This is a genomic window from Lacticaseibacillus sp. 866-1 (assembly GCF_016861825.1).
In the GTDB taxonomy this organism is placed as follows: Bacteria; Bacillota; Bacilli; order Lactobacillales; family Lactobacillaceae; genus Lacticaseibacillus.
Genome location: NZ_BOLU01000027.1, coordinates 23,476 through 35,704, shown reverse-complemented (window position 1 = coordinate 35,704; position 12,229 = coordinate 23,476). Strand labels below are relative to the sequence as shown.

Here is a 12,229-nt window from a genome sequence, read left to right as displayed (position 1 = left end):
TCGCTTTCGTGATGGTTTTTGTCGACTCAACCTTAGCATATAGGCGCACCCAATGGGTGAAACACCAAAGCAGCGCAGTCCCGTGTGAATCGTGGGATTACGCTGCTTTTTTGAAATTCTATGAATAATCCAGGCTGTATTTTTTTGAGATTTCGAGTAGGTGTATTTGGTGTACTCAAAATCAAGTTCTGTTTCATATAAAAAGTGATGATCGCGGGATCATCACTTTTGGCTTTAAGCGTTTAAAAAGGCGAGGTAGTGCGTGACACATTCGTCTAGAAACTCGATCGTGGCCTGATTGGTCAGCGCCCCGGCCGCATCAAACTGGTCGTGCGCCTTACTCAGCAGGAATTCATTGCCAGGCAGCACCTGGGCGGCCAGCCCGGGCGAGTCCAGGATCTGGCGCAGGTGACCCTGGGCGCGAACGGTACCCATCGGGCCCAGCGCGGAGCCGACGATCATGACTTTTTTGCCAGTCAGCGGATGTTCAACGCGTGAGCACCAGTCTAGGGCGTTTTTCAGCACCGCGGGGATGCTGTGGTTGTGCTCCGGGGTGGCAATGATCACGCCATCTGCGGCCGCGATGGCGTGGCGGAAGTGTTGCACCGCCTCAGTGGGGTGGGTTTCGTCGTCTTGGGAAAACAGTGGCAGTTGGCCGGTTTCCAGCAGCGTCAGGGAGAATTGCGCCGCATACCGGGTCTTCATGAACTGGAGCAGCTGGCGATTGGTCGAGCCCGACCAGTTGTTGCCGACAATTCCGACAAGGTTTAGCATGTTTGCGCCTCATTTCGAAGTTAATGTCTCCATTATCAAGGCGCAGGCGGATTGTTGCAAGTTTAGGCTTGCGGTAATTCACTGTCAGCAATCTGGGCCAGGGTGTCCTGGGACGGAATGAAGAAGACCTCGCCGGTTTCGGGCGTGGAAAAATCCAGCAGGCGGTCGGATTTTTCGAACATGTTCTGAAGCATGCGCTTGGTGACGGTCCAGTGGCGGGCGTAGCCGATAAAGTAGGTGCCCTTGACGTCCTTTGCGGCGGTGGCGAACGGGACATTCATGCGCACAATTTTATGTTCGACCCCGCCTTCGTTATCCTGCGAGGCGATGTTGTGAGCGTTCGGCAGTTTCTCGTGCTCTTCAAGTTCGATATCGTTGAACTTCTTGCGCCCGATGGCCTGCTCCTGCTGTTCGACCTTGAGTTTCTCCCAGGCGGCCAGGTCGTGGCGGTACTTCTGGGCAAAGGCATAGGAGCCGTTGATAAAGTCGGAATCTTCATCACCAATCACGGCGTACTCTGGCGTTTGCAGGGCGTTGGGATTTTCGGTGCCGTCGACGAACCCAATGATGGCGCGACCCTCAAAGTAGCGGAAACCGTGGGTCTCATCCAGGGTGGTGACGTTGGCTTCGATGCGCGTCATGATTTCTGACAGCAGTTCGTACGGCACGGCGGAGTTGCGCGCCCGCAGGTGGAAAAACAGGTCGGCTGGGGTCGCGACGGCGGTGTGCTTGGGACCGTGGATCGCTTGGAACTCCTCGAGCTCAGCCGGGCGCTTCGCCGTCGGGAAAAGGTAATCCCAAGCGCTGCGGGAGAAGCCGAACGCAACGGCCAAGCCGGCATCAGGGTAGCGGATGTTCATACTGTTGATAAAAGCCGGCAGGTGCTCGGCAAGATCTTGCACCGCCGCCAGATCGCTGGCCTGGTCCTGACGGTTGAGGTTCATCGTGACAAAAATAATGCTGTCGCCGGCGTCCTTGTAGACGTCTTGAACGCGAGTCAAATCGATTGGCATGGTGATCCCCTCCAAATGAGTATGCTTTCAAAATCCAGAATAGCATAGCGAAGTTGTAAGCGGCACCAATTAAGCATAGAAAATTTTGCACAATCTAAATGAGCAAAAATAAACCAGCCGCCACGGGCTGGTTCAGGGGTTACCGAAACGGATTGTAGAAGCGGCCACCGTTGACTTTGAAGAGCCAGGCACCGACCAAAATGATCGCCGCAGTGCCGGCCAAACTCAGCCAATCCTGCCAAGCGAAGGGGTGGTCCATGTACCAGGTCCGGTGCTTCTTGCGGCCAAACCGGCGCAGCTCCATCGCCTGACTGACGGTATCGATGCGGTCCAGCGAGGAAAAAATCAGCGGCATCAGGATCTGTGCGGACCCCTTCAGGCGCTGGGAGAACTTGGCCTTTTTCGACAGCTCATAGCCGCGGGCCTGCTGGGACAGCGAGATCTGGTGGTAGACGTTTTGAATGTCTGGGATGTAGCGCAGCGCTAAGGCAATCGAGTAGGAGACCTTGTAGGACAGGTGAATTTTATTCAGACTGGCCGCAAACTCCGACGGGTTGGTCGTGATCAGGAAAATCAGCGCCAGCGGCACCGTGACGATGTACTTGCTGACCAGATTCAGCTCGTAAAACAGCTGCTCCGAAGTCACCGTCAGGTAGCCGCTGCCCAGCAGCAGGTGCCGCGTGCCGTACAGCTGCACGCCGTACTCAGGAGAAAACAAGTACACGGTGATCAGGTTCAGCAGCGAAAAGGCGGTGATGATCTTCACGACTAGGCTGACCTGCGACCACTTGATCTTGGCTTGGTAAAAGAGGATCAGGGACATGACCATGATTGCTACGGTGAAGCGGAGGTCGTAGCTGGCCATCGCGATGATCGAAATACCGACAAAGGCCAGCATTTTAGTTGCGCCGCTGAGGTGGTGCAGCCAGGTGTCGCCGCCATCAAAACCGAATAAGTTAGACATGACGTTCCTGCCTTTCGTGTGCGATCACGGCGGCGGTGAAGGCGAATGGATCCATGTCCATCCGCTTAGCCAGCGTGTACAGCGAGGTTTCCGCCAGCCGGGCCTGCTTGATGATGGCCGGCTCCGTCAGCACCTTCGCGGGCTCGGCGTCAAGCAAAATGCCGGAGTGGCCAAGTACCACGGTGCGCGTCGCGTATTCAAGCATCAGGTGCATGTCGTGGGTAATCAGCAGCATGGTGATGCCGGAGTCGCGGTTCAGCTTTTCCAAAAAGCGCATCATTGCGGTGTAGTGGCGCCAGTCCTGGCCGGCAGTCGGCTCATCGAGAATCAACAGCTGCGGGGACAGCGTCAGGATGGACGCAATCGTGACCCGCTTTTTTTGCCCAAAACTGAGCGCGGAAATCGGCCAATTGCGGAACGGGTACAGGCCGCAGATCCTGAGCGCGTCTTCGACCTTGGCCTTGATGGTGGCCTCATCGACGCCGCGCAGGCTCAGGCCCAAGGCAACCTCGTCAAAAATTTTGATCTTCGAGATCATCTGGTTGGGGTCCTGCATGATGTAGCCGATCTGGTCAGCGCGCTCCTTGACGGACTGGGTGGCCAGGTCAGTGCCGGCGAAGGTCATTGTGCCAGCGTCCGGCTTGACGAAGCCGGTGATCAGCTGGCTGAGCGTCGTTTTGCCCACACCGTTTTCGCCGACCAGGGCCAGCATGTCGCCGCGGTTAATGGTCAGATCAAAGTGGTCGAACAGCTTGGGTCCTTTGGGATAGCCAAAGGTGAGGTCCTTGATGGTCAGCAGAGGCTTCAGGCCCGCCGGTTTTTGGTGCGCCGGTTCGCCGGTCAGCCAATCACTCAGCTTCTGCTTCAAATTGGGCGCCTCGATGGTGTTCACCGAGGTGATGCCGTTGGTGTCGTTGAAGTCGATGCCCGCCAGATCCAGCGCCTCGAGGTAGAGCGGTTCGCGCAGGCCGATTTCTCGCAGCAGCGGGGTTTTGAGCAGCGCTTCGGGCGTTTCGTTGGCGATGATTCGGCCGTCTTGCATGACGATGACGCGGTCGACCGGTTGCGCGAGGACTTCCTCGAGCCGGTGCTCAATGATCACCACGGTGACGCCTAGGCGGCGGTGGAGGTCGTCGATCAGTTCGATCGATTGCTTGCCAGTGGCCGGATCGAGTGCGGCCAGCGGCTCGTCGAACAGCAGGACATCGCCTTCGTCAACCAGGACGCCAGCCATGGCTGTGCGCTGCTTTTGCCCGCCGGACAGCGCCTGCGGGGACTGGCCGAGCTGGTCTTTAATGCCCAGAGTCGTTGCCCATTGCTTGACGCGGGTCTTCATTTCGGCCTGCGGTGTCGCGTCGTTTTCCATCGCAAAGGCAATGTCCTCGGCCGCGGTCAGGCCGACGAACTGACTGTCCGGATCCTGGAGCACAGTGCCGACGTGCAGAGACAGGTCAAACAGACTTGAGCTTTCGACATCCTGGCCCATCACGGTTACCTTACCGGTGATCTTGCCGGGGATGGCGTGCGGAATCAGGCCGTTGATCAGATTGCCCAGCGTCGACTTACCGGAGCCGCTGGGACCGATGATCAGCACTTTTTCGCCCTGGTTGATGGTTAAGTTGATGTCGTGCAGCGTCGGCTCGGCCTGGCTGTCGTACTGGTAGGTGACGTGATCGAAAATGATCGCAGGTTTGCTCATGGGTATCCTTTCTCACAATAACTGCGGCGCCAAGCGGGTTCGCCTGGCGCCGCAGTGGGTAATTGGCGTAGTTTTTATTGTGTTTAGCTAATCGTTGAAGCGGAGATTAGTCTTCCTTCTTCAAGCTCCCACTACGCGTCCGCGAAGCTGCATACGCCGCCAGCAGAATGGAGCCAATGACCGCGGCAGAAATGATGTTGGACACAGCGGAGATCAGACCCTGGATGTAAACCTTGTTCGCCGGTTCAGAGTAAACCAGCACGTCAAGCGTTGGCGCAATGGCCGCCCACGCGATCAGGTTGGTCAATCCAGACACTACATTGTAACCGATGAGCTTCTTTTTGCCAAAGTCGCCTTTGGACACGTCGAGCCGTTTCCAAAACAACCCAATCACGCCGCCGACCAAGCCCGTGGTGAAGACCCAGGTCCACCACGGGGTGCCGTACTGGGTGAAGTCGTTCAGCGCGTGGCCGAGAAAGCCCATGATGAAGCCGGCAACCGGGCCGAAGAGGACACTCATGAAGCCTAAGAAGCCGTATGAGGTGTCGATGTTCGTGTTCGGGAAACCGGTCGGAATCGAGACCCAGCGCTTGAGAATGAAGATGATCGCCGTGCCGATGCCGATCGCGACCACGGTTCGCACACTGAATAACTCATTAGATGATTGCTTGTTTTTTGCCATAAGGCATTTCCCCCTAAGAAAATAATTAATGTACGCCGGCCCAAACTGGGCGAGCGGGTGAACGGCCAACCCCATCGTCAATCAAAAAACGCCGTCCTAAGCAATTGCTTAGGACGACGCTGCGCGGTACCACCTAAGTTGCCGCACTTGCGACCACTCGAAGCGCTTAAGGCGCGCGGCACCACCTGCTGAGAGCCATTCTTGCAGACTTTTCGATGATCCTTGCACCAATTGGATCACTCTCTTTGCGGAAAGGAGACTGCCTTACTATTTCTCAGTACCGACTGACGATGTCAATAGCTTAGCAGTCTAAGCGAAAAATGTCAAAACAATAAGCGAACAATAAGAACGCTATCATGCGATTAATTCGTTATTCCATGCCAAAGCCGGCCGTTGATAAACCTGCGGCCATTTGGTATGATTGTGCGAACGTATTGCATCTATAGAAGAAAAGCGAGGTAGCGAAGTGCTAACTGTTTCCAACGTCTCGATGACTTTTTCCGATCGGACCCTGTATTCTGACGTTAATTTGAAGTTCACCCCGGGCAACTGTTACGGCATTATTGGGGCCAATGGGGCCGGCAAGTCCACCTTCCTGCGCATACTGGAAGGCCAACTGACGCCGACCACTGGCACCGTGGCGCTGGATCCCAATGAGCGGATGAGTTCGCTGAAGCAGGACCACTTTGCCTTTGATGACCAAACCGTCCTGAACACCGTGCTGCAGGGCTACACGCACTTATATGAAGTGATGACGGAAAAGGATGCGCTATACCAAAAAGCCGACTTCACCGAGGCCGATGGCAACCGCGCCGCTGAGCTCGAAGGCGAGTTCGCCGAGATGGACGGCTGGAACGCCGAATCCGATGCGAGCCAGCTGCTGCAAAGCCTGGGGATCCCAGAGGCGCAGCACCAGACGCTAATGGCCGAGCTGCCGGAAGGCGAAAAAGTCAAGGTGCTGCTGGCGCAGGCCCTGTTCGGCAAGCCAGACGTGCTGCTGTTGGACGAGCCGACCAACGGGCTGGACCCGCAGACCATCGCCTGGCTGGAAGATTTTCTCGCCGACTACCAAAACACGGTCCTGGTCGTCAGCCATGACCGGCATTTTCTCAACGCCGTTTGCACGGAGATGTGTGATGTCGATTTCGGTAAGATCGAGCTGTTTGTTGGGAACTATGACTTCTGGCTGGAAAGTTCCAAACTGGCCCAACAGCTGCGCTCCCAGCAAAACGCCAAGAAGGAAGAACAGATCAAGCAGCTGCAGGACTTCATTGCACGGTTTTCCGCCAACGCCTCTAAGTCCAAGCAGGCGACTTCGCGCAAGAAGCAGCTGGACAAGATCACGCTTGACGACATCAAGCCGTCAAGCCGCAAGTATCCGTACATCAAGTTCACGCCGGAGCGCGAGATCGGCAACGACCTAGTGCGGGTGGAAAATGTGGCCAAAACCATCGACGGCGAGCAGATTCTCAGCAACGTGTCGTTCATTCTGCGGCCTGGCGATAAAACCGCGCTAATCTCGCGCTCCGATGTCACGGCCAGCGTGCTGATGCAGATTCTGGCCGGGACCATGCAGCCGGACACGGGCAGCGTGACCTGGGGCGTGACCACCAGCCGCGCCTCGATGCCGCGCGACCTGAACCCCGAATTCGCCGACGAGCGCCTGGACATTCTCGAATGGCTGCGGCAGTTCGCCAGCAAGGAGGAGTCCGATAACACTTTCCTGCGCGGGTTTCTCGGGCAGATGCTGTTCCGCGGGGATGACGTCCTGAAAAAGACGCCGGTGATGTCCGGGGGCGAAAAAGTCCGCGCCTACTTGGCCAAAATGATGCTGAGTAAGGCGAACGTGCTGCTGTTCGACGATCCAACCAACCATTTGGATCTGGAAAGCATCACTGCGCTGAACGATGCGCTGATCGATTTTCCGGGCTCGTTGGTCTTCACCAGCCACGACCATCAGTTTATCCAGACCATCGCCGACCACATCATCGAGGTCGGCCCGAAAGGCATTGTCGACCGTGCCGACACCAGCTATGACGAATTCATGGCCCACGAAGTTGCGCAGGCGCAAGTCGAAGGTATCTATTAAGCAATCGCGCCGCACCTTTGCCGCCCCTTTCATCAATGGGCGGCGAACGTGCGGCGCGTTTTTATATCAGTTCGAGCAGGTCGCTGGGGGCGGTCAGGCGGTAGGCAATTGGCTCAAACGCTGAGGTCGGTTCAGGCGTGGTCCAGCCCGCCAGGCCGAACGCGACGTCGGCGTCATGCGCCGCCTGCGCGTCGACTACGGTGTCACCGACATATAATAGGTCGTTCAGGTCGGCTGAGAGCCGCTTGGCCGCCAGCACGATTGGGTCGCCTGCGGGCTTGTCCCGCTTGGCCTGCCCGGCGGTGACCCAGGTATCGATGTAGCGGCGGTAGTGGTAGCGGGCGTCATCCAGTGCGAATTCGTGCGCGCTTTTGGCCGTGACAATGCCGAGCTTGGCGCCGGCCTGCCGCAGCTGAGTCAACACCTCGGGAAAGCCTGGAATCCAGCCCGATAAATCGGCAAACTGCATCGAGTCGTTGATCCACTCTTCAATTGCCGCCGCGTTCGCGCTGGGGTCGGTAAAGCCCAGGCGAGTCATGGTATCGACGGACGAGACGCCGTTTGAAAATGTTAGGTCTGCCAGCGCGTAATCTTTGCCGTGGCGCCGCATGGTTTGCTGCAGGCCATGCAGGTACATGTTGGGCGAATCGATCAGGGTGCCATCGATGTCGAAGATGAAAGTTTTCATGTTTTTCCTCCTGGGTCAAGTATACCGAAAAAGCGCTGCCAAGTTCGGGAAAATACGTTGACAGCGGGGCGAACAACTGTTTGAATTGAACTTAGAAATGGGGGCCTTCACATGCGCATTATGCACACTGCCGATTGGCATATTGGGAAGAATCTGGCCGGGTTTGACTTGGCAGAAGATCAGGACGCGGTGTTCGAGAAGCTGGTCGAGACCGCCAAAAAGGAACACGTGGACGCAATCATCATCGCGGGTGATCTGTACGATCGGGCCAATCCGAGTGAGGACTCGGTCGACCGCGTTAACCGCATGCTGTATCGCCTCAACCGTGAGGAAGGCTTTCCCCTCTTGGTCGTCTCAGGCAACCATGATTCTGGCGTCCGGCTGGGCACGGGGCAGCAATGGTATGAGTCCACTAATCTATACATGCGCACTGAACTCAAGGACGCCTTCACCCCCATTGAGCTCGAAGACACCCAGTTTTTCCTGCTGCCTTATTTTGAGCCGTTCGCTGCACGCGACTACTTTAAAGATGACAGCCTGACGAACATCAACAAGGCGATGCCACCGGTCGTTGAAAAAATGCAGAAACAGTTTGCACCGGACAAGCGGCACATTCTGGTCGGGCACTTTTTTGCGGCGGGGAGCAAACACTCGGATTCCGAGACGTTGGTCAACGTCGGGGGCCTGGATGCGGTTGCCGTGTCCGATTTGCAAGCCTTTGATTATGTGGCCCTGGGCCATCTGCACAATCGCCATGCGCTTGATGATCCTAAGGTGCAGTATTCTGGCTCACTTTTGAAATTTTCCGTGTCCGAAGCCGTCCAAGAAAAAGGCGTTTACATCATCGACACGGACACCATGCAGCGCCGGTTTGTCAGCTTGGCACCGCTGCATGACCTGCAGCAGGTGACTGGTAGTTTTGCGCGCTTCGCCGATCCGACTAACTTTTCGGCTGAGGAACTCGACGCCTACACGGCAGTGAAGCTGACTGATGTTGAGGTGATTCCTAATGTCATGGCGAAGCTGCGTCAAGTTTTTCCTCGGCTGATTGAGCTGAAACGGGAGACCCATGTGGATCTCGGTGAGGTTGCCCACACGGACGTGAAGCTGGCGCCGACGAAGCTGCTTGGCGACTTTTTCCAGCAGGTGACCGGCAGTGAGCTGAGCGAGCAACAGATGGAATGGGCCAAAGCCGCGCTGGCGAATGCGGGGGAGGAAAAGAAATGAAGCTGCAGACTTTGCGGATGGAATACTTTGGGCCGTATCGAGACGCGACGGTCGATTTTGACAGCTTTGCCGATACGCCGCTGTTTCTGATCAGCGGCAACACCGGAAGCGGCAAAACGACGATTTTCGACGCCCTGGTCTTTGCGCTGTACGGCGACACGTCTGGCGACCAGCGCAGTGGGGATGAGATGCGCGCCAACTTTGCCACCCCGGCACAAAAAACGCGCGTGACACTGCGTTTTCACCACGGCGACAAGGACTACGAGATTTGGCGCGAGCCGGCGCAGACTTTGGCCAAAAAGCAGGGCGGGGTCACGAACAAACCGATGAACGTGTGCCTCACAGTGTTTAAAGACGGTCAGGAAGCCGGTCAGTGGACCAAAAAGCGGGACATCGCCCCGCGCATCAACGACTTACTGCACCTGGACGCGAATCAGTTTCGGCAGATCATTTTGCTGCCCCAGGGCCAGTTCCGACAGTTTCTCGACGCTAATTCCGATGACAAGGGCAAGCTGCTCGAGCGCCTTTTTCGCACCGACTTGTTCGCGCGCTGGCAGGACGCGATGAACCAGCAGGCCAAGGACGCTTCGGCCAAGGTCAAGCAAGCCGCAGACCGTCTGACCACACTGGCCGGTCAGTTCACGTATGCGGCGGACACAAAGCCCGACGATGGTGCCTCGTTGACCGACCAAATTGCCGCGATGAAGATGACCCTGGCAGCACTGACTGCCCAACAAGAAGACCAGCAGGCGGCACTGAAGCAGGCAACGGCCGAGTACGAGCAGGCCAATACGGCGTACCAAAATGGACAGCAGCTGCAGCAGGCGTTTGAGCAGGCACAAACGGCTCAGGCGGCCCTGGCCCAGCTTGCAGCCGATGCGCCGGCCCGCGCCGAAAAGGCAAAGCTGCTGACTAAGCTCGAGTGGGTCGCCGCCCACACCGGCGATGCGGATCGCCTCACCGCCCAGCAGACCGAGTTAACGCAGCTGGAAGCGGCGCTAGCGCACACTGCAGACGCACTGAAGCAGGCTGAACAGGCGGTGGCTTCGGCTGAGCAAATCAAGCAGGCGCTTGATGCGCAAGCGGACGAGATGGCGGCGGCAAGTAAGCGTGAAACCGAGCTGAGCAGCATCCGGCCGCAACTGGAGCGAGTGGCCGACCTCACGAAGGCGCTAGATAAGGCCAAAGCGCAGCGTGCGCAGGCGCTGGCCCGTCAGCAGACAACGCAGACCGCGGTCGCCGCGGCGAAGGCAGCGCTGGTAGAAAATGCTGAGGCCATCGCCAAGCTGACGCAAGACGATCAGACGGCCGCGCTTCAGACGCAGGCGCAACGACTGGCTTCGCTGAAGCCCGTGCATGACCAGTGGCGCCATGTCGGCAAGGAGTTGAAGGAAGCACAGAACGAGGTGAAGGACGCCCAAGACTGGGTGGCCACCACCACGAGCGCGGCAGAAGCGGCCCAGGCGGCCTACACGCAGCTGCATGACGCGCAGCTGCAATCGCAAATCGCGAGTTTGGCGGCGCAGTTGTCGCCCGGGGCGGCCTGCCCGGTTTGCGGCAGCCTCGACCATCCGCACCCCGCGGCTGCCGCTGCGACGGCAATCGTGAGCGACGACGAAGTGGACGCCGCTGATTACGCCCGGCAAAAGGCGCAATCAGACTTGGCTAAAAGTAAGGCGGATCTCGAGCAGGCGCAAACCAATGTGGCCAAGCTCGTCGATCAGGAGCAGGCGCTGGCAGCCCAACTTTCGTCAGACGATAATCCAGAGCAGGCGTTCCAGCAGCTCGCAGATCAGGTCCAGAACTTGCAGGAAAAAGCCGACGATCAAAAACGGCAGTTAACTCAGCTGCAGCAGCAGGCGGACCAGCTGAAAGCCGATCAGGAAAGTGCCGAGGCAACTCTCAAGCAGGCCGATGATGCCTTTCACCTGGCTGATGCGGCGCTGACTGGTGCCGATTCTGCTTTGAAGACGGCCCAGCAGGCGCTGCCAAAAGACGCCCCGGCGCTATCTGCGCTCACGTCAGAGCAAGCCAGACTGCAAACCAAGCTGAAGACATTTGCGGATGATCAAACCAAAAACGAAACGGCCTTGAGCGCAGCTAACCAGGCAGTGGCGAGCGCCAAGGCGACCCAGGCCGCGCAGGCCAGCCAGCAGGCGCAAACCAAGACCTCTTTGGCGACGGCGCAGGCGGCGTTTGAAGAGGCAGTGGCAGCCAACCTTGATGGCGCCACCCCGGCTGTGTTTGCCGAGCTGCGACACCAGGTCGCTCAAATCACGCCGATCAAGGCGGCTCTGGAGGCGGCCAAGACAGCAACCACGACGCAAAATGCCTTGCTGAAGCAGGCAAAGCAGCAGATTGGGGAGGCCCAAGCCCCTGACCTGACCGCTTTGGGTCAGGCGCGCGACGCCGCCAGTGCGGCGCAGAGCCAGGCTCAAGCGGATCTGGCCACGGCCCAAAGTGCCTTGGACCAGGACCAGCACCTGCTGGCACAAATCGACTCAGCATACACACAAAACCAAGCGGCGCAAACCCAGGCGGACTCGCTGAGCGCCTTAGCTGCGGTCATGAACGGGAACAACGAGCGCAAGTTATCGCTGGAACGGTTTGTCCTGCGGGCGTACCTGCAGGAGGTGCTGACCGAGGCCAACGGGCGGCTGAGCAACCTGACAGACGGGCGGTACCAATTCCAGCTGCACCAAGAGCCTGGCAGCCACCGCAACGATTCCGGCCTTGAGATTGATGTCTTTGACGATCAAGTCGGGGCGACGCGCTCCGTTCACACGCTATCTGGCGGTGAAAGCTTCATTGCGGCACTGAGTCTAGCGCTGGCGCTTGGCGAAGTGATCCAGCACGATGCCGGCGGAGTGTCGATTGACGCGCTGTTTGTGGACGAGGGCTTTGGGTCGCTCGATCAGGCCAGCCTGCACACGGCCATCGAGGCGCTGCGGACCATCGAAGGGAAGGTGCGCATGGTCGGTATCATCAGTCACGTGGCTGAGCTGCGAGCGAGTGTACCCGATCAGCTGCAGGTCAAAGCCTCTGGAACTGGGGAAAGCACGCTGAAGGCGATCCATGCAAGCGACCATTAGC

Annotated in this window: 9 protein-coding genes; 3 read left to right on the top strand and 6 right to left on the bottom strand. The window is 57.9% G+C overall.

Annotated elements, in window-relative coordinates; all coding sequences use genetic code 11:
- Window positions 1–234: 234 nt before the first annotated feature.
- The 5 genes from JUE30_RS08975 to JUE30_RS08955 all read right to left on the bottom strand — a co-directional run bounded on the left by JUE30_RS08975 (window position 235) and on the right by JUE30_RS08955 (window position 5,132).
- Complete coding sequence (locus JUE30_RS08975; RefSeq protein WP_203624557.1) at window positions 235–774, bottom strand: NADPH-dependent FMN reductase; 540 nt, start codon at window positions 772–774, stop codon at window positions 235–237.
- A gap of 62 nt (window positions 775–836) precedes the next feature.
- Window positions 837–1,787 carry a Dyp-type peroxidase gene (locus JUE30_RS08970; protein WP_203624556.1) on the bottom strand — a complete coding sequence of 317 codons (951 nt, stop codon included), beginning with the start codon at window positions 1,785–1,787 and terminating at the stop codon, window positions 837–839.
- A 139-nt stretch (window positions 1,788–1,926) separates the two neighbouring features.
- A complete protein-coding gene (locus JUE30_RS08965; protein WP_203624555.1) occupies window positions 1,927–2,751 on the bottom strand; it encodes an energy-coupling factor transporter transmembrane protein EcfT in 825 nt (274 codons plus the stop codon).
- On the bottom strand, window positions 2,744–4,450 hold the full coding sequence (locus tag JUE30_RS08960; RefSeq protein ID WP_203624554.1) for an ABC transporter ATP-binding protein: 1,707 nt from the start codon (window positions 4,448–4,450) through the stop codon (window positions 2,744–2,746). The genes JUE30_RS08965 and JUE30_RS08960 overlap by 8 nt, the downstream gene beginning before the upstream one ends.
- 106 nt (window positions 4,451–4,556) lie before the next feature.
- On the bottom strand, window positions 4,557–5,132 hold the full coding sequence (locus JUE30_RS08955) for an ECF-type riboflavin transporter substrate-binding protein (RefSeq protein WP_203624553.1): 576 nt from the start codon (window positions 5,130–5,132) through the stop codon (window positions 4,557–4,559).
- Window positions 5,133–5,598: 466 nt separating this feature from the next.
- Between JUE30_RS08955 and JUE30_RS08950 the strand changes: the two genes are divergently transcribed.
- A complete protein-coding gene (locus JUE30_RS08950; RefSeq protein WP_164506260.1) occupies window positions 5,599–7,221 on the top strand; it encodes an ABC-F family ATP-binding cassette domain-containing protein in 1,623 nt (540 codons plus the stop codon).
- A 61-nt stretch (window positions 7,222–7,282) separates the two neighbouring features.
- On the opposite strand, the gene JUE30_RS08945 is transcribed toward JUE30_RS08950, so the two are convergent.
- Window positions 7,283–7,909, bottom strand: a complete 627-nt coding sequence (locus JUE30_RS08945) for an HAD family hydrolase (protein WP_203624552.1) — start codon at window positions 7,907–7,909, stop codon at window positions 7,283–7,285.
- Window positions 7,910–8,020: 111 nt separating this feature from the next.
- Between JUE30_RS08945 and JUE30_RS08940 the strand changes: the two genes are divergently transcribed.
- Window positions 8,021–9,136 (top strand): exonuclease SbcCD subunit D, encoded by a 1,116-nt coding sequence (locus tag JUE30_RS08940; RefSeq protein WP_203624551.1) that lies wholly within the window; start codon window positions 8,021–8,023, stop codon window positions 9,134–9,136.
- Window positions 9,133–12,228, top strand: a complete 3,096-nt coding sequence (locus tag JUE30_RS08935) for an AAA family ATPase (RefSeq protein ID WP_203624550.1) — start codon at window positions 9,133–9,135, stop codon at window positions 12,226–12,228. The genes JUE30_RS08940 and JUE30_RS08935 overlap by 4 nt, the downstream gene beginning before the upstream one ends.
- The last annotated feature ends 1 nt before the right edge of the window (window position 12,229 follow it).